23 protein-coding genes are annotated in these 21,058 nt (G+C 45.7%); 17 read left to right on the plus strand and 6 right to left on the minus strand.

Annotated features, from left to right (window positions below; translation table 11 throughout):
• Window positions 1-201: 201 nt before the first annotated feature.
• From KI742_RS00570 to flgA, 4 genes are all read right to left on the minus strand, one after another.
• On the minus strand, window positions 202-948 hold the full coding sequence (locus tag KI742_RS00570) for a lytic transglycosylase domain-containing protein (RefSeq protein ID WP_054579235.1): 747 nt from the start codon (window positions 946-948) through the stop codon (window positions 202-204).
• Window positions 929-1,366 carry a flagellar export chaperone FlgN gene (gene flgN, locus KI742_RS00575; protein WP_005374018.1) on the minus strand — a complete coding sequence of 146 codons (438 nt, stop codon included), beginning with the start codon at window positions 1,364-1,366 and terminating at the stop codon, window positions 929-931. Before flgN ends, KI742_RS00570 begins: the two co-directional genes overlap by 20 nt.
• A 20-nt stretch (window positions 1,367-1,386) precedes the next feature.
• Window positions 1,387-1,668, minus strand: a complete 282-nt coding sequence (flgM, locus tag KI742_RS00580; RefSeq protein ID WP_005374016.1) for a flagellar biosynthesis anti-sigma factor FlgM — start codon at window positions 1,666-1,668, stop codon at window positions 1,387-1,389.
• A gap of 136 nt (window positions 1,669-1,804) precedes the next feature.
• Entirely contained in the window at window positions 1,805-2,602 is a 798-nt protein-coding gene (gene flgA / locus KI742_RS00585; protein ID WP_005384406.1) for a flagellar basal body P-ring formation chaperone FlgA, read from the minus strand.
• A 77-nt stretch (window positions 2,603-2,679) separates the two neighbouring features.
• Between flgA and flgB the strand changes: the two genes are divergently transcribed.
• The 12 genes from flgB to KI742_RS00645 are packed head-to-tail and all read left to right on the plus strand — an operon-like array spanning window position 2,680 to window position 12,670.
• On the plus strand, window positions 2,680-3,042 hold the full coding sequence (flgB, locus tag KI742_RS00590) for a flagellar basal body rod protein FlgB (protein WP_005374013.1): 363 nt from the start codon (window positions 2,680-2,682) through the stop codon (window positions 3,040-3,042).
• A gap of 2 nt (window positions 3,043-3,044) precedes the next feature.
• Window positions 3,045-3,479 carry a flagellar basal body rod protein FlgC gene (flgC, locus tag KI742_RS00595; protein WP_005374012.1) on the plus strand — a complete coding sequence of 145 codons (435 nt, stop codon included), beginning with the start codon at window positions 3,045-3,047 and terminating at the stop codon, window positions 3,477-3,479.
• A complete protein-coding gene (gene flgD / locus KI742_RS00600) occupies window positions 3,479-4,162 on the plus strand; it encodes a flagellar hook assembly protein FlgD (RefSeq protein ID WP_005384410.1) in 684 nt (227 codons plus the stop codon). Before flgC ends, flgD begins: the two co-directional genes overlap by 1 nt.
• A gap of 27 nt (window positions 4,163-4,189) precedes the next feature.
• A complete protein-coding gene (gene flgE / locus KI742_RS00605; protein WP_005374010.1) occupies window positions 4,190-5,386 on the plus strand; it encodes a flagellar hook protein FlgE in 1,197 nt (398 codons plus the stop codon).
• Between the two features lie 12 nt (window positions 5,387-5,398).
• The gene (gene flgF, locus KI742_RS00610) at window positions 5,399-6,130 is read left to right on the plus strand and encodes a flagellar basal-body rod protein FlgF (protein WP_005374009.1); all 732 of its coding nucleotides are present in this window, start codon (window positions 5,399-5,401) and stop codon (window positions 6,128-6,130) included.
• A 24-nt stretch (window positions 6,131-6,154) separates the two neighbouring features.
• Window positions 6,155-6,940, plus strand: coding sequence for a flagellar basal-body rod protein FlgG (gene flgG, locus KI742_RS00615; protein WP_005374008.1), 786 nt, complete (start codon window positions 6,155-6,157; stop codon window positions 6,938-6,940).
• A 32-nt stretch (window positions 6,941-6,972) separates the two neighbouring features.
• Window positions 6,973-7,644 carry a flagellar basal body L-ring protein FlgH gene (flgH, locus tag KI742_RS00620; protein ID WP_017635111.1) on the plus strand — a complete coding sequence of 224 codons (672 nt, stop codon included), beginning with the start codon at window positions 6,973-6,975 and terminating at the stop codon, window positions 7,642-7,644.
• Entirely contained in the window at window positions 7,629-8,765 is a 1,137-nt protein-coding gene (locus KI742_RS00625; RefSeq protein WP_086026720.1) for a flagellar basal body P-ring protein FlgI, read from the plus strand. Before flgH ends, KI742_RS00625 begins: the two co-directional genes overlap by 16 nt.
• A 10-nt stretch (window positions 8,766-8,775) precedes the next feature.
• Window positions 8,776-9,324 carry a rod-binding protein gene (locus KI742_RS00630; RefSeq protein ID WP_285384978.1) on the plus strand — a complete coding sequence of 183 codons (549 nt, stop codon included), beginning with the start codon at window positions 8,776-8,778 and terminating at the stop codon, window positions 9,322-9,324.
• Window positions 9,325-10,698, plus strand: coding sequence for a flagellar hook-associated protein FlgK (flgK, locus tag KI742_RS00635; protein ID WP_005374000.1), 1,374 nt, complete (start codon window positions 9,325-9,327; stop codon window positions 10,696-10,698).
• A gap of 13 nt (window positions 10,699-10,711) precedes the next feature.
• Window positions 10,712-11,611 carry a flagellar hook-associated protein FlgL gene (gene flgL, locus KI742_RS00640; protein WP_005373998.1) on the plus strand — a complete coding sequence of 300 codons (900 nt, stop codon included), beginning with the start codon at window positions 10,712-10,714 and terminating at the stop codon, window positions 11,609-11,611.
• 18 nt (window positions 11,612-11,629) lie between these two features.
• Window positions 11,630-12,670, plus strand: a complete 1,041-nt coding sequence (locus KI742_RS00645) for a flagellin (RefSeq protein ID WP_285384977.1) — start codon at window positions 11,630-11,632, stop codon at window positions 12,668-12,670.
• Between the two features lie 88 nt (window positions 12,671-12,758).
• Here the strand turns inward: KI742_RS00645 and KI742_RS00650 are convergent, their stop codons facing one another.
• Window positions 12,759-15,422 (minus strand): DUF2339 domain-containing protein, encoded by a 2,664-nt coding sequence (locus KI742_RS00650; protein ID WP_373417458.1) that lies wholly within the window; start codon window positions 15,420-15,422, stop codon window positions 12,759-12,761.
• Window positions 15,423-15,862: 440 nt separating this feature from the next.
• On the opposite strand from KI742_RS00650, the gene KI742_RS00655 reads away from it, so the two are divergent.
• From KI742_RS00655 to KI742_RS00670, 4 genes are all read left to right on the plus strand, one after another.
• Window positions 15,863-17,662 (plus strand): sodium:proton antiporter, encoded by a 1,800-nt coding sequence (locus tag KI742_RS00655; RefSeq protein WP_285384975.1) that lies wholly within the window; start codon window positions 15,863-15,865, stop codon window positions 17,660-17,662.
• A 238-nt stretch (window positions 17,663-17,900) separates the two neighbouring features.
• Window positions 17,901-18,920, plus strand: a complete 1,020-nt coding sequence (gene fni, locus KI742_RS00660) for a type 2 isopentenyl-diphosphate Delta-isomerase (RefSeq protein WP_213987645.1) — start codon at window positions 17,901-17,903, stop codon at window positions 18,918-18,920.
• Between the two features lie 194 nt (window positions 18,921-19,114).
• Window positions 19,115-19,378 (plus strand): DUF3012 domain-containing protein, encoded by a 264-nt coding sequence (locus KI742_RS00665; protein ID WP_005373992.1) that lies wholly within the window; start codon window positions 19,115-19,117, stop codon window positions 19,376-19,378.
• Window positions 19,379-19,630: 252 nt separating this feature from the next.
• Window positions 19,631-20,029, plus strand: coding sequence for a GFA family protein (locus tag KI742_RS00670; protein WP_005388696.1), 399 nt, complete (start codon window positions 19,631-19,633; stop codon window positions 20,027-20,029).
• Between the two features lie 93 nt (window positions 20,030-20,122).
• Here KI742_RS00670 and KI742_RS00675 read toward each other — a convergent pair whose 3' ends face one another.
• Window positions 20,123-20,473, minus strand: a complete 351-nt coding sequence (locus KI742_RS00675; protein ID WP_025768015.1) for a rhodanese-like domain-containing protein — start codon at window positions 20,471-20,473, stop codon at window positions 20,123-20,125.
• Window positions 20,474-20,740: 267 nt separating this feature from the next.
• Here KI742_RS00675 and KI742_RS00680 point away from each other — a divergent pair, with 267 nt between their 5' ends.
• Window positions 20,741-21,031: a co-chaperone GroES gene (locus KI742_RS00680; protein ID WP_005373989.1), complete on the plus strand. Its 291-nt coding sequence runs from the start codon at window positions 20,741-20,743 to the stop codon at window positions 21,029-21,031.
• The last annotated feature ends 27 nt before the right edge of the window (window positions 21,032-21,058 follow it).

Here is a 21,058-nt window from a genome sequence, read left to right on the forward strand (position 1 = left end):
AACACAATGTGACGCATATCTACCCAATTGCCAAGCGTAATTGGGGCGCTTTTTAGTAAACCACTACTCTTTCTTATCTTTGAGATACCTTACCTCAACTTTTTTGCACACGTTTGCATAGAGATCACGAGTTTTCAAATTCGCCGAACAGGATCTTGTAATTTTACGTTTCTCTGACATTGAGCTCTGTCGTAGCTTTTATCACAAATTAACTAGCGGAGGCAGTCGGCTAAAGTCGACCAGCGGTTGTGAAATCATAGGAGCGTCTGGAGCAAACAAGAGTAAAGGTTGAAATGATGAGGATTGTAACTGACCGATATCTATCAACTTTTCCAATGCATAGAAGCGGCTGACGTATTGACGAGTCTCGTTAGGCAGCGTGAGTTGTTGGAAATCTCGACTTCCTGCTCGCTGAATAGCACGTGCAACACGTCCTTCTCCGGCATTGTATGCAGCTAAAGTGAGAGCCATATTTTGATCGAATTTGTTGTATAAAAACGCCAGGTACTTGAGCGCGGCCGTTGTGCTGGCTTCTGTGTCAAAGCGATCGTCTTGTTTTGTATTTATCGTTAATCCGAATCGTTTCGCTGTGGTTGGTATCAATTGCCAAAGTCCGGCGGCGTTAGCATGAGAAACGGCTTTGGGATTGTAAGAAGACTCTAACATTGGCACTAAGGCTAGGCTATTTGGTAATGAGTGGTTTTGAAGCTGTTTGAAAATGTGGTTAATTACCGGCTTAGATGAATCGAGACGCTTGGCAATTTGTGGCTTGTATGGGGCTAATACTTGATACTGCGTTTGAATATCGACAGCATTTGGTTTTGCCTGGCATGTGAATGGAAGGTAGGACAGAAAGGCAATAAAAATAAAAAGGCCTACAGTACTCAGCCGAGATGGCGACTGAATCTGTAGGCAAGACGAACATCGTTTAGAACGATTTATCTTCATAAGTGTGTTGCACAGGTTGTTTGAGTTGACTGACCAACTCATGGAACGCCGCAGAGCTGTGGCCATTGCTCTGATTGTATTGTTGGCACTGACTTACCAACGTTTCCAATAGCGCCCATTGTTTTCTAGCTTGCATACCTATTTGGGCAGGCAAAGCATTGAAAATTCGTTTTACGCTGGCGTCATTACACGCTAACCCCAGCGCTCGCATACACTGGCTTCTGTCATTGGCGGAGCGGCTGAGTTTATTGAGTATCGGCATTTGTTTCTGAACATTGTCGTTCAGTGCTTCTCCATCAAACTTTAAGTACAATACCTTTTGCTGCTGCAGCAAAGGAAGCAGTTGTTGATAAAGCTTAATATCCTCAGATATAGAGCGAACAAATTGTTGAATTCGCTGCGATACTGCGCTTGCCATGATGTCTTCCTAGCGTTTTATTACTCGTGACCTGTATGGAACTGCATGATTGCCTTGGATAGCACTTTTGTATCTAGGCTAAGTTCACCACGCGCTAATGCGTTGCGTACTTGTTCTACTTTTTCCATATCAACATCAGGTAGTGATGCCATTTCAGCTTGAGCGCGATCTATCGCTACGGTATTCGCTTGAAATGCAGGCTCGTGTACTTTGCTCTGTTCGACGACGTCGACAGGCTGTTTGCTTGCTTGCTGTAATTTTGTTTGTGGGACATGACCGCCCGCGACTTTGTCGATTTTCATGCTGTGGTCCTCATCATCATGTTCTAAATTAAGTAGGCGGTTAGAATGTGATAAACATTAAATATTTTTTTTGTACTCGAAGTTCAGTGTTACTGACGAGAGCCAAAATTAAAAAATGTTACCCCGAGTCAAAAAATCAAAATTGAGTATGAACCTGGTTTAATCCAGTTACGACTGCTCTTATGACCTTGCCCGAACTTGGGTTTTCCACGTCAATTTGTTGCCCTTTCGCTCCATCTTCTAAGGCGACTCCTTTTGTGCTGGCACTAAATCCATTTTTGCTCGCAATGACTATGACTTCATTGCCTTTCTCGATTAGAGGTGGGGCCGACAAATTGGATGGATTAACCACTTGTCCAGCCCTCAAACGACGAGAGGTTTCTAAGCCTACTGCTTGCTCGGGGCGAGTATAAAAATCGTCTTGGCGAGAGATGGTTCGGGTTTCAAGCTTTATGTGTTTAGCCGTTACGACTTCATTTCGGCCAACCGTGGTTGTCGCGACCAAAACAGGCAGAGTCAGCGAAGACTTTATCGTAACGTTAATTCGCCATGGTGATGCGATATTGTCGCAGCTGACTGAGCGCTTGAGGTTACCGACTGGCAACGTGTTGTTGTCACGACCTGTGATAACTAAAGGAGATTCACATTCTGGCAAGTGATTGGCTGAACCGGGCACCCACATGTCGAAGTCCAGTTTGTACTTCCCCCACTGATTGGAGAGCGCTACGCGATCCACCTCTTGTTCGAAATCCGTTGCTACAACGGACCTTATCTCTTCAACGCTTAGGGTTTTGTCATTGGTGTTGGCGAATGCTTGTTCTGATGTCAAAGCGAGTAACGTCAGCATTATTGTTGAGGAAGTGGACACTTTCCTCTTGTTTTTAATGCTTTCCGAGAACCGGAAGTTTGGCTTCCATCCTTGTTTGTAAATCATTGATATATATAGCTATTTTTTATGGCACGTATCTTGTTTGTATGTTGGCGTATTCGAGCCAACTGTAAGGAAGATGCATGGCGATCACATTTGAAAATGCTTTAGGAGTACATCCAGAGGCACTTAATTTTCGCGTTCAGCGTACCAAAGTCCTCGCCAGTAACCTAGCAAATGTTGACACCCCTGGGTATTTGGCGAAAGACCTAAGTTTCACCACCGTAATGAACCAAGTGACGGCAGGTGGTGTGAACAAACCGGTGCCAAAGTTCCAGGTTCAGGCCCAATACTCGGTGCCTTACCAGAATAGCAAAAATGGCAACACCGTAGAGCTTGGTGTTGAACAAGCAAAATTCACGCAAAACAACATGGACTTTCAAACTAGCCTGACGTTTCTCAACATGAAATTTAATGGCTTAGCGAAAGCGATTGAGGGACGTTAATTATGTCATTCACTGATATTTACTCGATCACTGGTTCCGCGATGACAGCACAAACTGTGCGTCTTAATACGGTAGCCAGTAACTTAGCAAACGCAGATGCAGTATCTGCAAATCCAGAAGATGCTTATAAAGCGCTTAAGCCAGTATTTGCGACTGTGTACCAAAAAACGCAAATGACAACAGAAAATGGAGCTTATCCCAATGCAGAAGTTCGCATTGTTGACGTTGTTAAAAATGCTGGAGATGCAGAGAAGCGTTTTGAGCCGAACAACCCACTGGCTAATGATGAAGGCTATGTGTTTTACCCAGATATTGATGTAGTTGCTGAAATGGCAGACATGATGTCCGCAACACGCAGCTTCGAAACTAATGTTGAAGTATTAGCCAATGTAAAAAGTATGCAGCAAGGTCTGCTTAGATTAGGGCAGGGTAGCTAATGAGTATTGCACAATACACCCCTTTATCGTCTGACGCTCCAGTAAATACAAAAGCAAAAGACAGCAACGGTATCTCACCAAACCCTAAAGACATGAACAGTGCTTCTTCATTGGAGAATGAGTTTATTTCTTTGATGGTGGCTCAAATTCAAAACCAAGACCCACTTAATCCCCTTGATGGTACGGAATACGTTGGTCAATTGGCTCAGTTCTCGCAGGTACAAAGTACCGAGAATATGTCTAAGACAATGCAACAGAGCATGGTGTTACTGGACAACATGCAAGTGCTGTCAACAGCGGGCCTTGTTGGGCAAACGGTTTACGTCAACGCGGATGAATTTCAGCTTGGTGAAGACGTACAAAACGGAAAAATCGAACTCGCTCATAGCTCAAACCAAGTCACGTTAGTTGTTAAAGATGAATTTGGTCAATCAACTAAAGTGCCACTAGGTGCTCACGGCAAAGGTGACGTCGACTTTTCAATTAATCCTGAAGAACTTGGTCTTAAACCAGGCAAATACTCAGTGGCCGTAGAAGTGCAAGAAGGGCAAGCAAGTCCAAATGTGCTGATGGCAGGCACTGTTGAGCAAGTGCGCATTCCTAATACCGGTGGCGCAGCATTAGTCAATGTCCATGGCGTTGGCAACGTTCCTTTCTATCAAATCACTCAGTTTGGTGCTTAACCAAATACGGAAATCAGAGGTCTATTTATGAGTTTTAACATCGCACTAAGTGGTCTGGACGCGACCAACACAGAGCTAAACACAATCAGTCACAACATTGCCAACGCATCAACGTATGGTTTTAAAGGTGGCCGTACAGAATTCTCCGCTGTATATAACGGCATGCAACCTGGTGGTGTGGAAGTCGCGTCAATTTCACAGAACTTCGACAAAGACGGCAGTATCACAGGAACTGGCCGTGCGATGGACCTAGCTATTAATGGCGGTGGCTTTTTTGTTACTAAAGATAATATGGGCCAAATGTTGTACACACGTTCAGGTGTGTTCTCAACGGATAAGAACAACTTTGTTACGGCTAACAGCGGTGCAAAGCTTCAAGGTTACAGTGTCGATAGCAACAACAACCTGATGACAGGTTCTGTGGGTAATATTCAGGTATCGACTTCCTCACTGAATGCTAAAGCAACAGACAGCTTAGATTTTGTTGCGAACTTCGACGCAAGCGCGTCTGTTATTGATAAAGCCGTAACGCCATTCAATCCAAAAGATCCAAGCTCATTTAACTCGTCTTACACAACAAAAGTCTACGACTCATTGGGTAACTCGCACACGGTAACTCAGTACTTTACTAAGACTGCTTCTAACTCGTGGGAAGTAAACGTTCAAGTAGATGGCGGTACGACGCCAGTAGCAACTGTGCCTGTAACGTTTGGTAAAGACGGCTCGCTTTCAGCACCAACTGCGCCGTTTAATGTTTCATTCCCTGCAGCAGGCGCGAACGCGATGAGTGTAGACATTAACCTGAAAGGCAGCACGCAATTTGGTGCAGCTTTTGGCGTAAGTACTAATAGTCCTAACGGTTACACATCAGGTGAACTTGCAGGTGTACGCGTTGAAGGTAACGGCATGGTTTACGCGACTTACACTAACGGCCAATCACAGCTACAAGGTCAGGTTGTTCTTGCTGATTTTGCAAACACACAAGGCTTAGCGAAAGTGAGTGGAACATCATGGACTCAAAGCTTTAGCTCAGGTGCTCCAATTATGGGTGTTCCGGGTTCAGGTACGATGGGTGACCTAACTCCGGGTGCATTAGAAGGTTCTAACGTTGACTTAACCAGCGAGCTTGTTGCTCTAATGACTGCACAACGCAACTACCAAGCAAACGCAAAGACAATTTCTACCAGCGACAAGCTTACTCAAGCTTTGTTTAACGCGGTGTAATGGGAGTTTTGCATGGATAGTTTGTTATTTACGGCAACGTCAGGTGCCAGCCGAGTTCTTAAAGCGCAGCACGTTCGTTCAAACAACTTATCAAATGCTGATACTGCGGGTTTTCGAGCGGATATGGAGCGTGTGCGTAGTGTAGAGATGCAAGGCCCAGGTTTTGATGGTCGCACTATGGTTGTGACCAACTCTGCCTCAACACGTTTCGACGCTGGCGATATTGTGAAAACAGGACGTCCGTTGGACGTTGCGGTTATGGGTGAGGGGTATCTCTCTGTAGAAACCCCAGCGGGTAACGAAGCTTACACCCGTGCAGGCAATATTCAGGTCGATACTTTTGGCGCTCTAACAATCAATGGGTTCCCTGTCCTCGGTGACAATGGTCCTTTGGTTGTGCCGGATTACCAAAAGATTGAAATCAGCGAGCGTGGTCAAGTCTCAGTGATCCCACCAGGTGGCGGCGCAGAAATTGTGGCAGGCACTTTGAAGTTGGTTAAACCGGAAATTAATCAACTGCAAAAAGAGAGCGATAGCTTGCTGCACAGCGTAGATGGCGTGCCATTCGCGGCAGATGAAACCGTGCAACTCTCTCCTGAGCACATTGAGGGCAGTAACGTATCTGCTATTGATGAATTGGTTAGTGTGATGTCGCTGACGCGCAACTTTGAAATGCAAGTTCGCATGATGAAAACGGCGGAAACTCTAGCAAAAGCTGGTAACAAATTAATGGCGGCGAGCTAAGTCTCGCCCCGCAAGGAGTAAAAAATGCATTCAGCATTATGGGTAAGTAAAACAGGCATGGCAGCGCAAGACACGAAGATGACTGCCATTTCTAACAACCTAGCAAACGTAAACACGGTTGGCTTTAAGCGTGACCGAGTCGTATTTGAAGATCTTTTCTACAGCATTCAGCGTCAACCAGGCGCACAAGTAGACCAAGTTAACGAACTACCAAGTGGTATTCAGCTAGGTAGCGGTGTTCGCGTTGTTGGCACACAAAAAGTGTTCACGCAAGGTAATACCCAAAACACAACGCAAGAGTTGGATCTTGCTGTAATGGGTCAGGGTTTCTTCCAAATAGAAAACTCGGACGGACAGATCATGTATACACGTAATGGTCAGTTCCATCGAAACTCAGAAGGCTTAATGGTGAACAGTCAGGGCCTGCCTTTAGAGCCTCAAATCCAGATCCCAGACAATGCGGTCTCTTTCTCTGTGGGTGTTGATGGCACAGTGACTACAACAACAGCAGACGATCCAACACCTCAGCAGCTTGGTCAAATTACACTTGCAAAATTCATCAATCCAGCCGGCTTAGAGGCCATGGGTGGCAACTTATTCCGTGAAACGGAAGCTAGCGGTCCAGCTGATGAGCTGATTGCAGGAGCTGATGGCGCCGGCATTATCAAGCAAGGTGCACTGGAAGGGTCAAACGTACAAGTAGTAGAAGAGATGGTCGACATGATCACCACTCAACGTGCGTATGAGATGAATGCGAAAGTGGTCTCTGCTGCAGATGACATGCTGAAGTTTGTTTCGCAATCAATGTAAGTATGAAATTGGTGATGATGAAGGAAAAAGCAATGAAATGGCTTTCTAAGAGTTGGGCAGTAGCCGCCGTGTTGCTGGTGGGATGTGCTGGCCGTCAGGAATTTATTCCGCCTGAGCCGAATGCTGAGGAATATGCACCACCAACGCTCGATTACACGCTGCCGGAAACCCAATCTGGTAGCCTTTATCGTCACCAATACACGATGACTCTGTTCCAGGATCGTCGTGCTTACCGAGTTGGCGATGTATTAACGGTTCAATTATCAGAAGAAACCTCATCGAGTAAAAATGCGGGTACTAAGTTCGGTAAAAGTTCAGCAATTAACTTTGTGGCGCCGACCATAGGCACGAAAACTATCGATGAGTTAGGGGTTAGCGTGGATGGCAAACGTAACTTCGATGGCAGTGCATCAAGTTCACAAGGCAACAAGCTTCAAGGTGCCATTACGGTAACGGTACACGAAGTATTACCTAATGGCGTATTGCGTATCAGCGGTGAAAAATGGCTTCGTCTGAATCAAGGCGACGAGTTTATTCGTCTAACCGGTATCGTCCGTGTGGATGATATTAACCGCAGTAACCAAGTTTCTTCTCAACGAATTGCTGATGCAAGAATTACCTACGCAGGTCGCGGAGCGCTAGCTGACAGCAACGCAGCCGGGTGGCTAACTCAGTTCTTCAACAGCCCATGGGTACCTTTCTAATGAAGACAATGCAATCTTTCTTTATGTCTCTCCTATTGGTGTTGACCTTGGGACTACCAGGCACTTCACGTGCTGAAGCGGAAATTCCGATCATGGACTTGGTCGATGTTCGCGGCATTCGAGAAAACCAACTGGTTGGTTATGGTTTGGTAGTTGGCTTAGCCGGCCAAGGTGACCGAAACCAAGTGAAATTTACCTCTCAATCTATTACCAACATGCTACGTCAGTTTGGGGTTCAAATTGATGACAGTATGAACCCTAAGCTACGAAATGTGGCTTCTGTGAGTGTGACAGCGTCCGTTGACCCAATGGCAGGCCCAGGACAAACGTTGGATGTGGTTGTGTCTTCAATCGGTGATGCAAAGAGCCTTCGCGGTGGTACGTTATTGCTAACGCCTTTACGTGGTATTGATGGCGAAGTGTACGCGATTGCGCAAGGTAACGTGGTTGTGGGCGGCTTATCTGCAGAGGGGCGAAGTGGCTCCAAAGTAGAAGTAAACACACCAACGGCGGGTCGCGTTCCGAATGGTGCGACTTTAGAGAGAGAAATCAAAACTGATTTCAACCAACGTGATGAAATCACCCTAAACCTGCGCAAGCCTAGCTTCACTACAGCAAAAAATATTGCGCGTGAAATTAACAACACTTTTGGGCCTAACGTTGCAGTTGCGATCAATAAAGCGCGCATTGATATGCGTGCACCAAAAGATACACAGCAGCGTGTCGTCATGATGTCGATGCTTGAAGAAATGAGCGTCGTTGAAGGCCGTAAACCTGCTCGTATTGTCTTTAACTCTCGCACTGGCACCGTAGTGATCGGTAAGAGTGTCAAAGTGAGTGAAGCAGCAGTAAGTCACGGTAACTTGACCGTGCGAATTTCTGAATCACAACAAGTTAGTCAGCCTAATGCGTTTGCAAATGGCGATACGAAAGTCGTTAACCAAACGGACCTTGATGTGAATGAAGATCTCGCTCAGATGGTGATTTGGCCTCCAGGCACGGAACTTAACACCATAGTTAATGCGGTAAATAGTTTAGGTGCCACGCCTACAGACTTGATGTCTATCCTGCAAGCTTTGAGTGAAGCGGGTGCATTGAACGCTGAATTGGTCGTGATATAAGGAGTTAAGGATGAAGCTAGACAGTACCAATGAACAAACTCAGTTAAATTCGATGCTTTATCACGACAACAGTGCATTGGCTCACATCAAGCATAGTCGTGATCAAGAAGGCGCACTTGAAGTCGTCGCAGGTCAATTTGAGGCAATGTTCCTACAAATGGTGTTACGCCAAATGCGTAGCAGTAGTGATGCTCTTGCTGATAAAGACAGCCCGTTTGCCAGTCAGCAACAAGGGGTATTCCGTGATATGTATGACGGACAGCTGGCGATGGAACTAGCAAAGAAACAGAGCTCAGGCATTGCCAATATGCTCATCCAGCAGCTGAGCCCGTCTATGCGTGAGGTTGCTTTCGATGCTGCGCGCAACATCTCATCCGCTAACGATGGTAAAGCTTCGAATTCTGAATCTATCTCACAAGTAGATTCTAAAGAGGTGGAGAAGAATTCAAGCCTATTTAATACCGCTTCTCAAGCCGTCGCCTCTGTTAAACAGGTATTCGGTGAGGCCGGTATGACTACCGCGTTTTCTCAGCCGTTGATCAGAAAAATGGAGCTGTAAATGAACCTAGTTAATATTGCCCTTTCAGGTTTAGGCGCGAACCGTGTGGCCCTAGACGTAACCGCGCAAAACGTGGCAAACGTGAATACCGTGGGTTACAGTCGTCAACAAGCGTTGATGGCGTCTGTCGATGATGGTAAAGCCAATCGCTTAAGTCCAGGTTTAGGGGTAGAAGTCACTAGCATTCGCCGCGTTACTGATCAATTTCTGATTAAGCAAACGTGGTCGACTAACAGTATGGCGGCATACGCATCTGGATACACCAGTAACATGAGTCAGCTGGAGAATACGCTTGGTGCCGATGGTTTCAGTATATCGGCTGGCTTGGACTCACTAAACGCCGCGCTTAACGATGCGACCGTTAAGCCAGAATCCATACCCTACCGCCAGCAGATCATTAACGAATCTGAAGCTTTGGCCCGCCGTTTTAATACGCTTACCGAATCTTTATACAATCAACATAAAGACATGAGCGACCAACGTAATGCAGCGCTTAACCACGCGAATAGCCTTATGGAAAATATCGCGAAGGTGAACAAGCAACTGGTAGAGATGCAAGGTACAGGTGGTAACCCATCACAGTTAATGGATGAACGAGATAGGTTAATCGGTGAGTTATCTCAAACCATTGAAATCAAAACAACACAGCAGCATGACGGCAGTGTTCAGGTCACACTAACCTCTGGTCAACCGCTTGTGATGGGTACGGACCATGGCAAACTGGAAGCCATTCCTGACCCGAGTGATCCTTACTTGGCGGACTTACACGTCACGTTCTCGAATCAAAGCTTTGCGATTGGTGACTCGCTTGGTGGCAAATTAGGTGCGATTAATGACTATCAAACCGAAGTGTTGAAACCAAACCAACTGGCTCTGAATGACATGGCGAAAGCTCTCGCGGATGAATACAACGCCGTGCTTGCGACTGGCAAAGACTTAAATGGCAACCCAGGTAAACCTTTGTTCAGCTATGACCCAGCAAACCCTGCAGCCAGTTTGGATATTACCAAGCTAACTCCAGATGAGCTTGCGTTCTCAAGTGATGGAACACCTGGTAACGCAGATGCGTTGCAATCATTGATCGAGTTAAGCAACAAGCCAGTGGCGGTATCAGGTTACGGCTCAGTAAGCTTGAACGATGCCTTTAGTTCAATGGTGGGTCAAACCGCAATTAAAGCACGCCAAGCTAATGCTGATTATCAAGCGAAGTTAGCCATGAACAAGCAAGCGCACGCAGCTCGCGATAATGTTAGTTCCGTAAACAGCGATGAAGAAGCGGCTAACCTAATGATGTTTGCTAATGCGCACAATGCCAACATGAAAGTGATCAGCACAGCAAATCAACTGCTCGATTCTATTCTGCAGTTATTCTAAGAGGAAAGTTTAGATGCGAATTAGTGACAATCAATTTAGTCAAATGATGTTGCACAGCTTGCAGAGCAATAGCGCGGGATTAGGCGAAGCTCTGCAACAGATGTCTACTGGCAAGCGCTTGACCAAGCTGTCTGACGATCCAATGGCTTCGATCAAGTTGCTTAACTTAGACCGAGAAACCAGTGCGATTGCTCAGTACAAAAACAACATTGAAAACGTAAAAACGACGCTATCGAGTCAAGAAACCCATTTAGATTCGATCAAAGAAAGCTTAAAAAGCATGCGAGACATCGCGCTTTGGGGTGCGAACGGCTCTCTTACTGACGAAAGTCGTGGCGGTATGATTACAGAGCTTAAGAGTTACCGTGACTCTATTGAGTCGTCTTTTAACGCGCAGGATGAAGAAGGGCACTACCTTTTCTCTGGTACTAAAACGGATACTGCGGCTGTAAGTAAAGCGAGCGGCAGCTACGTAATTGAAGGTAATAGTGACAAGCGCGTAGTAACAATTGCTAAAGGTGTCACGATGGATTCCAATATGACTGCAAAAGAAATATTGGACCTTGGGGGAGGCCATAACGTGCTTAACCAAATTGATGCGCTGATCAAAGAGTTTGAGAGCCCTACCGCCAACTTCAGAGCTGAAGTTGAGGCGAGTATCAGCGCTATCGACGATACTTTTTCAAACGTACTAGGGACCATGACTGAGATTGGTGGTCGACACAACAACTTAGATCTTGTTGGTGGCGCGCACAGTGAAAACAAGCTGTTCGTTGACAAAGTATCTGGAGACCTCTCTGCTCTGGACTATGGTGAAGCGTCGGTACGATTGAGTAATTACATGGCCGCTTTGCAAGCAACGCAAGCAAGCTATGTGAAGATCGATGGTTTGTCGCTGTTTGACCGTTTATAAGGTTAGGAAGTTCTTTTTATGGTAATGAGTACAGTAGAGGTTAGACCCCATAGCATACGCTTAGGTGGACAAGAACAAGCCTCTATCATGCCGACCCGTTCTGCAGACTCAAGTACGGCAATTAAACCGCGCCCGGCGCAAATTCAGGCTGACACTGCGTCAGCCTACTCTGTATCTGGTATTCAGCTTACGCAGGGTCAGCAGCAAGCCACGGCGGTTCAGATCGCGTCCAAATCGCTGCAGGTGATTGGCAAAGAGCTCACGCAAATTAAACGTGGTTTGACGCAAGCTATTAATCAAGGCGTACAAAATGTTCCTGGTTTGCAGGATACATTGGTTCGTTCTAAAGCCACCATCCAAAAAGTCGTTGAGCAAGCACGTTTCGATGGCCAGAAAGTCCTAAATAACGAACTGCACTTAAAACTGGATAAAGCGGATATTCGTCGCTTTTCTATTCCAGGTTTGAATGTTCATCGCTTAAGCGACAAGGCCGAGCAAATCCGTTTGGATTTTCCTCAAGGTCAAGCGGTGATGATTCAGTTTGATGGACAATCAGACGGTGAGCGAACGGTCAAAATGCTGGATCGCAGCTTGATTGCGTTAGGAATGCGAGCCTCATTAGCCGATGATGGCAGCATTTTATTTGAAGCCAGAAACAACGCTTATCAACAAATGCAGCAAAAGGTGATGGTAACGGGGGAAGGGCACCGATTCCCTGCGGGACAGCCTAACGTTTTGAACTTAAAGTCTGAGCCAGATGGTATTGCGGAGCTCGGGTTTGATCTAGGCTCACGCGACGGCATCAAGCAGACGATTGCCAAAGTAAATCAGCATCTGAAACAAGTTCAAACGAGTTTGCAAGAAGCGAAAGCTTTTCATGGTGAACTGAATACTCAAATGCGTTCTATCCAAACCAAAACCGCACAGCTTTCAGTCAATGAGGTGAATGCAAAACTGGATGGATTCATGCAAAAGTCTGGCGAGTTTACTTCGACTTTTCAGGCATTGAATGCGCAAGCAAACGTGCGTCGTCATACCGTGGTCGCTTTACTGAAGTAACGAACACTCCAATGATTCCCGGCTTTACACTGTTATCGTCCCCCAATAACGAAAACAGCGCACTGTCGGGAATCTCTCTTCGACTCGTCTAGGGCTCGAGTGCTTTTGCCACCGAACGATTCAATTTCTGGAATAGCCATCCAAGTGCTATCAAAGACGCACCTAAGCCTAAGAAGCTTATTGCTCGCCAGAACCCATCCAGAGAGCTCACATCCCATAAGAATACTTTCAGTGCGACACAGGCAAGGACCACTAGACCGACACGCTGCATCATCAGCCCCTGTTGGGTCACGCCGCGCCAAGTCAGCAATCCACCTACGAGCAAGCCAGCCACAGAATAACTGAACAACTCTGCCATGCTGGTTGGCTGATACAGCATCATCGATGTGGTTTGCCAGAATTGACGGATAGACATCCCCAACCAAATGGCTGCAAGTAAAAAGCCTAGACTAGCAATCGCAAATCGATGAACTTGCAACGTATTCCAGCGTTTAAAGGTTGCGATAAGCAGGATGCAAGCTGGTAACAGCCAGCCGATACTCAGCATGTTAAAGATGGGAAGTGCTTGTGCCGAGACGTTATCAGTCACCAACGGCGATTCTGCCGTATTAAGCAAAATAATCAATATAGCGAACGCGCACCAAAGCAAGTAACTATAGATTTCGTAGATACGGCTTAAGCGTTGCGCAAATTGGCTGCGGTAGCTGTATACCAAACCCATAACTAATGCTTGATTGGCAAAGACTGCCGCACTTGTGAAGTCGATGTGCCCCAAGTAACCATATTGCCCCGTTAACCAGTAGTTAGTTTGGGTGAACAATGCCATTAAGAATACATGTAAAAACGCCCCTTCAAACCAGTTGGTCAGTTCTCGGTCCACTTGTTTTAGTGTTGAACGAGCATAAGACAAGATGAAGAGAGAAGGCAGATAACTCACAAGAACCCAAGCCCAATGCCCAGCTTCTACCGGTTGCCATTCGGGGATGAAAGGTAGCAGCGTGAGTCGGATAACCAGTATTCCCATTGCCACTTTAATCGCCCAACTCGCAGGTCGAAATAACCCGACTTGAGCCTGTAAGGCCATTATCGCAACTTGTATTGAGATTGCTGTTGTTAACCAAGTATCGCTCAACCAAACAAAAGCGATACCTACGATTAAAGCATGCATAACGGCAGAGCATTCTAATGCCAACGAACGTGCACGCTGACCAAGCACAACATAGTAAGTGGCCATCAATGCGCAGAAGGTAGTCCAATACCACAGGTAGCCTTGCATAAATTCGTCAACATAAAGCAACGTAATTAAGCTCATCGCGGGAGCCAGTACCAGCAGAAGCAGCCCACTGAGTTGCGAACGGTCACTAAGTGATTGGCAATATGTTCGATAGCCGATCAGTGCAATACTCACCGCCAATGCGAATAGAATGCTAGCTTCTCGCTCTAACATATACAGCGCATCAAAAGCGATGGTAAGAACAATCAGCGCGGTTGCTGAGACGAGAATAGATGGCAAAAATACACGTAATGACCAGCCTGTACGAAGTGCTGGTAGCCAGATGATCGCAACAAGCAGCGTATAACAGTACGCCATTTGTAGAGTGTTCAGCTCCGGCATTCTGGTGACGGCAGAAAAGGTCAATAAAGCAGTTGCGAGAGCGGTAGCGGTCGGCGAGTTTGTCCACTTGCTTTGATAGTGACGAAAGCGAGGATTGAGCATCCAACCCATTCTCGGAACCGCGAAAATGAGATACAAAGTGATGGAGAGATAAATCGCGAGCCACGAGAACAACCGTTCTGTTGGTACACTCTCAATCAACAGCAACATCCAAATGACATGTGGAATCGCGATACTTGGCGTAATCCATGCCCTACGCACTTTTTGCATCAATAAGGTCGCCGCGAACGAAATCGCGCAGATGTATCCGGCTAACAAGAAGTAGTTGGGTTCATTACCCCCAATCCACAGTGGTGCTGTGTAGCCACCAATTAAGCCAAGCACGGCCATTAACGGCCCTTGTCGCAATGATAATGCTAAACTGAAAAATGCCGCTGAAGCCAAGATGATCAACGAGATACTCGGCGTTAGCATTTGATAAACCACAAAGGCAAAAATGACGGTGCAGTAAATGCCCGTTAATCCCGTACCGGTAACAGCAGCAGGAACATACGTAAAGCCTTGGGCTCGTGCTGCCCGTTGCGGATTCTGTTGTTCTTTACGGTGAAACCACTCGCCAACAAGCACCATAAGTAATGAGATCACAAAGGCAAAGGACACTCGCATAAATGGCGAAAACTGGATGTGACTACCAATCACCTGTACGAGATAACCTCCACCGATCAGCATGGCCAATGCGCCTACCCAAACCAACCAATTTTCTTGAATGTTGCTAAGCAGGCTCTGAACTTTACTCTGAAGGAATGACTCATTTTCTTGACTAAAAACATCCAGTTGCACTTCTCTTGTCTGGGCGTACCCTTGATTCGCAGCGCTCTGGTCCAAGTCTAGGTTGGTAGCTGGATCATGTTCCCCAGAGGATGAGACATCTTTCTGTGGTGATTCTATGTGAGGTGACGTCGCTACAGATGGTGTGTCTTTTTCGATGCTGAATTGTTGGTGCGCTTGTTGGTTTGAGCCCCCATGGACACTGGCTCGTAGTGATGTGACTTCCTCACGAAGTTTGGCTAGTTCTTTTTCTAAAAGTGCAGCTCGGTTGGCGGCTTTCACTCCGATGAGGATGGCGAGACACGCCATGAACAGTGCTAGTATTACGTACAATCCATTTCTCCTTGCGTACGTCGCGTGACACACGATTCTTAACTTTGAGCACTTACGCTAAAGCTTAGTTCATGCTCTATGCCTTAGCCTCATATAGTGCTAGGTTCCGCGCTTTCTTTAGAAATCATTCTACATAATGAAACTCAATGCGTAATGATGAATTCGACAAAGTCGCACACTTGTGTGCCACTTTAAGACCTGATGAACAAAAATGAGTCGTTAAGTCATTGGGGGTCAACTATATTCATAGTTCTGATGCGATCGCCAAATGACTTCAAACATGTGCGTTTCGTAGCGATGTCATCGAAGGTCAGTCGTTTGATTTGCACGTTCGGTTGTTTCTATTTGACCGTAAGGCTGAATGTATTCGGGTATAGCGCATTCACGCGAAAAAAGACAAAAACAGGTAATTATTGATGCAAGTGGGTAATGAAGCGCTGGTGCTGTCAGCGGTTGGGGTTATTGGTTTAGGTTGCCAATGGTTAGCTTGGCGATTGCGTTTGCCAGCGATTTTATTTTTGTTGTTGGCAGGGCTGATCGTCGGGCCATTTATGCAGTGGTTAAATCCTGATGAGATATTAGGTAATTTGCTCTTTCCGTTGGTTTCTTTAGCGGTGGCAGTGATTTTATTTGAAGGCAGTTTGACCTTAAATTTTAAAGAAATTCGTGGCGTGAGTGGTTCGGTATGGAGCATTGTTTCCATCGGGGCGATCATTTCGTGGGCAGCGACCAGTATCGCAACACACTATTTCCTCGGCTTTACTTGGGAGCTTGCCATGTTGTTCGGCAGCTTAACCGTAGTAACAGGGCCGACGGTCATCGTGCCACTTCTACGAACCGTAAGACCTAACAGTACGCTTGCTAACATTTTGCGATGGGAAGGGATTTTGATTGACCCGCTCGGTGCGCTTTTTGTTGTGATGGTTTACGAGTTTATCGTATCTCACAGTGCGATAAATAGCGTCGAAGTGTTTGGGACGATCATTGCTGTCGGTGTCATGCTAGGTGCGGCCTCAGGCTATGCAGTTGCGACGATCATGCGTCGTTCTTGGCTACCGGAATATTTGCAGCCATTTGCGGTTTTGATGGTGGTTCTAGGTGTATTTTCGGTCTCTAACCACATTGAGTCTGAAGCTGGGTTACTAACCGTCACCGTAATGGGTATGTGGCTCGCAAACGCTAAAGACATCAATATTCAGCAAATTCTGCATTTTAAAGAGCATTTAACCATTTTACTGATCACCGGATTGTTCATCTTCCTTGCGGCTCGAATCAGTCTGGATGATTTTGCTGCGCTAGGTAGCGGTGCGTTATTGTTGTTTGTATTTATGCAGTTAGTGTCGCGTCCGTTATCGATTTTTCTTTCAACCTTCCGCAGCAACTTGCGTCTCAAAGATAAGCTGTTTTTGTCTTGGGTTGCACCGCGCGGTATTGTTGCTGCTTCGATTTCGTCTCTTTTCGCGATCAAATTGACTGGATACGGCATTGATGAAGCGATTTTACTGGTCCCTATGACCTTCATGGTGATTATAGGAACGGTCGTGTTACAAAGTGCGACGGCACGTCCTGTAGCGCTGACGTTGGGCATCGCAGAGCCAGCACCACGCGGCTTCTTGTTGATTGGTGCTAACCGAGTAGCAAGAGAAATAGGGCAGGCGTTGTCGCGTTATGACCGTCGCGTATTAATGACTGACTCAAACTGGGAGTACATCAGTCAGGTTCGTATGTTGGGACTGGATTACTATTACGGCAACCCTATTTCTAGTCACGCGGACGACAACTTGAACTTGATAGGAATAGGTCAAGTGGTTGCATTAACGCCCGATCAGCATTTCAACATTATGGCTTGCATGCAATTCGTCGACGAGTTCGGGGAAGATAAAGTTCACTGCTTACAAAAAGTAAAAACCAACGGCAATGGCAGCGAGAAGCACTCCGTGGCTCAGGAGTACCATGGTAAATTGCTGATGGGCGGCAATGTAAGCTATACCCAGCTAGCCAGTATGTTAAGTCGTGGTGCAGAGGTTAAACACACGAAATTGAGCGATAACTTCACGTATCAAGATTATTTAGCGCATCACAAAGGTAGTTCAGTTGTACCGCTGTTCCATGTAGAAGAAAAAGGAAAAATTCAATTCTGTGATGATCCCGAACAGTTTGAACCAACGACGACAAGCACTGTTGTGTCGCTAATTCTGTCGGACAGCGTAAAGTAAACTACAGAGCAATGTGATCCATTTTCATCATGGGTATCGTACGCTGATTATCTCAATTTGAAGAGAAACTTGCCGGCTTGTTTAAAACGGAAAGCGAGTTTCTTTTCTTATAATGTCAGGGGCAGTCGAGATTCATTACTCGTTTCGGAAAAGTAATCCGGCAAATTCACAAAATTCGCATTGACGTTACTGATAAGGATCGCAATACTGCGCGACTGTTTTACTTTAGGGTGACATTATGGCTCCGCAAACTAACCGAAAAGATTTACACCTAGATGCTGTTTTACATCATGATATGAGCATGAAGCATAAAACGGCGGGTTTTGAGTCTGTCGAGTTTGAACACTGTGCGCTGCCAGAATGTGACTTTCACGCGATCGATTTATCGACAGAGTTTCTTGGTCATCAATTAGCGCTACCGTTTTTGATTAGCTCGATGACTGGCGGAGCAAAAGACGCAGAAACGATCAATTGTCGTTTGGCTGAAGCCGCAAGTGAATTAGGTATTGCCATGGGTGTGGGCTCGCAACGGATTAGCTTAGAAGAAAGTCAGCATTCGGGCTTGGGTAAAACCATTCGTGAGTTGGCGAAAGAAGTACCGTTGTATTCCAATCTTGGAGCCGCTCAATTGCTCGATAAAGGTAAACTCGATAATGCGCAACGTGCGGTTGAGGCGATTCAAGCCGATGCCTTGTTTGTGCACGTTAATCCAATGCAGGAAGCGTTTCAGAAAAATGGCGACCACAATTGGGTTGGTGTTTTCCAGGCAATTGAGATGCTTAAATCTCGCGTGAAGGTTCCTATCATTATCAAAGAAGTCGGTTTTGGTATTAGCGGACACGTTGCGCAGCGATTAATTGATGCTGGTGTGGATGCAATTGACGTTGCGGGCGCGGGTGGCACAAGCTGGAGTGCGGTTGAAGGGTATTGCCAAGATAATCCGAAAATGCAGCGTGCAGCCGAGCTTTTCCGCGATTGGGGTGTCCCTACAGCAACATGTTTGGCTCAAATCCGCGCACTGCATCCTACATTACCCTTGATCGCCTCGGGAGGTGTTCATAACGGACTTGAAGCGGCGAAAGCCATTCATTTGGGTGCTAATCTCATTGGGCAAGCTGGTGCGGTATTAAAAGCTGCGACGATCAGCACGCAGTCTGTCGTCGAACACTTTGAACAAATGGCATTAGAGCTGCGTTTAGCGTGCTTTGGTACTGGCTCTTTTAAGGTTGGTGAGCTAACAAAAGCGCGCTGCCTATAGCTTTTAGAATGGCGCGCTTTACACAGAGTCGCTCAATAATTTTTCGGTGTCTTAACACGTAGACTGATAATTTCGTTATAGTTGATACAAAAGTCACTTCAGCTAGTGACGCCTTTATTCAGACACTTGAATGGGCATGTGTTGAAGAGATTGAGTTTAATTTTACTATTGTTTGCAACTGGAACCTTAAATTTATGAAAAAACTAGTCATGCTGATGTTGGCGGCTTCTGCTTTGACCGCTTGTAGTGATGAAGTGGGCACTGAAGGCTGGTGTAACGACATGCGCGATAAGCCAAAAACAGAATGGACAGCAGACAACGCGGTAGACTTTGCAAAGCATTGTGTTCTGCAAGATGGTGTCGGCAGCGAGCAATGGTGTGAAAACCTGAAAGATAAGCCGAAAGGTGACTGGACTGCAAACGAAGCGACCAGCTTTACTAAACACTGCATTTTTTAAGCACAGCGGAAAGCGCCTTTTCTGAGGCGACATTCTGTGAGGTAAATACCAAGCGTTATTGCTTGGTGTTTTTGTATCTAAAATAGCTCGATTTTTCACGTGTCGAGCGCACTTCCCTCTGAATGGAATGTTTTACATTTTCGTTTCATTTTTGAAAACCTGTATTGCCTGTCTTTAATTTTTCGTATTGCAGTGGCATGGTGTCGAGATAGCCATCTAATTCAATTAGATTCATAACAAAAAGGAATTCAAATGGAAGTACTAAAAGGCTCATGTCTGTGCGGCAAGGTAAAGTTGGAAGTGGCAGATGAATTCAAGTACATGGGAAATTGCCATTGTTCTGAATGCCGCAAGTTCACAGGTTCTGACTATTCATCTGCCGGTGGTATTGCGTTGGATAAACTGCTTATTATCCAAGGGAAAGAAGATATTCAAACTTATCAGAAAAGCGAAAATACCATGCTATGCTTTTGTCGCCACTGCGGATCAAGTCTGTATTCGAAAAAGAACAATGGGATCGTCAATATTCGCCTTGGTATCTTGGATGACACACCTTCTCACAAGCCTGATTTCCATATTTTTGTCGCGTCGAAAGCGCCGTGGCTCGAGATATCGGATAACCTGACTCAATTTGATGCAGGGCCAAAATAGAGTTGTTGTAGATAAGTATTTAGAAACAGAGCGCGTTACAATACGCTTGCGACGCGCTCTGTGCTTTTGCTTTGTATATTAGAACGGAGACGACTATTTGGCGTCTTGTAGTTCTTCAAAGCCACCTGCATTGTGCAGATTCGTAAAGCCTTGCGATTGTAAGTATTGATACGCTTTGCCAGAGCGGTTACCACTGCGACAGTACAACACGATAGCTTGATCTTTATCGACGTCTTGAAAATGTTTATCAAGTTCAGATAAAGGGAAGTTGACGGCATTATCCAAATGCCCTTCAGAAAACTCTTGCGGCGTGCGCACATCGACAATCATCGCGCCCTCGTCAATCAATTGCCAACCTTGTTCAGCGCGTTCAGAAGCTGACACGTTGGGTGAGAGGAAGCCAACGCATAACGTTGCAAGAAATAGAGATACTGCCTTTTTCATTGTTTGATTATCCTTTTTAAGAATACGTAACCACTCTAGATTTGATTGAGCACATTTTCCATCATAAAGAGATGCTAAGTGGTTGTGAATGCGATAATTCGATAGAAAATTTTATTTAATTTAATAAAAAATTTTTATCAAATTCACCTCTTGAACTCTAATTTTTCGACCTTATTATTTTCATCGAAAGCGAGCTGTCGACTCGCAAATCCATCTTGATGTTTATTTTGTCTTTTATTTTTGGTTCCAAGTAGGAGGCACTTAAAAATGAAAATTCGTCCTTTAAATGACAAGCTAATTGTTGAAAGACAAGAGGTGGAAAATAAATCTGAAGGGGGAATCGTTTTAACTTCTCAATCGGTGAAAAAATCAAACCGCGGGAAAGTCATTGCTGTTGGTTTAGGTAAACGTCTTGAAAATGGCGAACGCGCTGCGATGGAAGTCAAAGTGGGCGACCAAATCATTTTCAATGACGGTTACGGCGTGAAAACCGAGAAAATTGACGGCGCAGAATACTTAATTCTGTCCGAATCTGATGTGTTAGCAATCGTTGAGTAATTATTTTTGTAGTAGTTTTTTGAGGAG

The organism is Vibrio sp. D417a (assembly GCF_030248595.1).
Classification (GTDB): Bacteria; Pseudomonadota; Gammaproteobacteria; order Enterobacterales; family Vibrionaceae; genus Vibrio; species Vibrio alginolyticus.

Coding starts and splice junctions, on each gene's coding strand:
- KI742_RS00680 (WP_005373989.1), top strand. CDS start 20,741: ATGAAAATTCGTCCTTTAAATGACAAGCTAATTGTTGAAAGACAAGAG.
- KI742_RS00675 (WP_025768015.1), bottom strand. CDS start 20,473: ATGAAAAAGGCAGTATCTCTATTTCTTGCAACGTTATGCGTTGGCTTC.
- flgC (WP_005374012.1), top strand. CDS start 3,045: ATGTCATTCACTGATATTTACTCGATCACTGGTTCCGCGATGACAGCA.
- flgF (WP_005374009.1), top strand. CDS start 5,399: ATGGATAGTTTGTTATTTACGGCAACGTCAGGTGCCAGCCGAGTTCTT.
- flgA (WP_005384406.1), bottom strand. CDS start 2,602: ATGATTTACAAACAAGGATGGAAGCCAAACTTCCGGTTCTCGGAAAGC.
- flgM (WP_005374016.1), bottom strand. CDS start 1,668: ATGAAAATCGACAAAGTCGCGGGCGGTCATGTCCCACAAACAAAATTA.
- flgH (WP_017635111.1), top strand. CDS start 6,973: ATGAAATGGCTTTCTAAGAGTTGGGCAGTAGCCGCCGTGTTGCTGGTG.
- flgK (WP_005374000.1), top strand. CDS start 9,325: ATGAACCTAGTTAATATTGCCCTTTCAGGTTTAGGCGCGAACCGTGTG.
- KI742_RS00655 (WP_285384975.1), top strand. CDS start 15,863: ATGCAAGTGGGTAATGAAGCGCTGGTGCTGTCAGCGGTTGGGGTTATT.
- flgB (WP_005374013.1), top strand. CDS start 2,680: ATGGCGATCACATTTGAAAATGCTTTAGGAGTACATCCAGAGGCACTT.
- KI742_RS00630 (WP_285384978.1), top strand. CDS start 8,776: ATGAAGCTAGACAGTACCAATGAACAAACTCAGTTAAATTCGATGCTT.
- KI742_RS00670 (WP_005388696.1), top strand. CDS start 19,631: ATGGAAGTACTAAAAGGCTCATGTCTGTGCGGCAAGGTAAAGTTGGAA.
- KI742_RS00625 (WP_086026720.1), top strand. CDS start 7,629: ATGGGTACCTTTCTAATGAAGACAATGCAATCTTTCTTTATGTCTCTC.
- flgD (WP_005384410.1), top strand. CDS start 3,479: ATGAGTATTGCACAATACACCCCTTTATCGTCTGACGCTCCAGTAAAT.
- KI742_RS00570 (WP_054579235.1), bottom strand. CDS start 948: ATGAAGATAAATCGTTCTAAACGATGTTCGTCTTGCCTACAGATTCAG.
- flgG (WP_005374008.1), top strand. CDS start 6,155: ATGCATTCAGCATTATGGGTAAGTAAAACAGGCATGGCAGCGCAAGAC.
- KI742_RS00645 (WP_285384977.1), top strand. CDS start 11,630: ATGGTAATGAGTACAGTAGAGGTTAGACCCCATAGCATACGCTTAGGT.
- KI742_RS00650 (WP_373417458.1), bottom strand. CDS start 15,422: ATGGCGTGTCTCGCCATCCTCATCGGAGTGAAAGCCGCCAACCGAGCT.
- KI742_RS00665 (WP_005373992.1), top strand. CDS start 19,115: ATGAAAAAACTAGTCATGCTGATGTTGGCGGCTTCTGCTTTGACCGCT.
- flgN (WP_005374018.1), bottom strand. CDS start 1,366: ATGGCAAGCGCAGTATCGCAGCGAATTCAACAATTTGTTCGCTCTATA.
- flgL (WP_005373998.1), top strand. CDS start 10,712: ATGCGAATTAGTGACAATCAATTTAGTCAAATGATGTTGCACAGCTTG.
- fni (WP_213987645.1), top strand. CDS start 17,901: ATGGCTCCGCAAACTAACCGAAAAGATTTACACCTAGATGCTGTTTTA.
- flgE (WP_005374010.1), top strand. CDS start 4,190: ATGAGTTTTAACATCGCACTAAGTGGTCTGGACGCGACCAACACAGAG.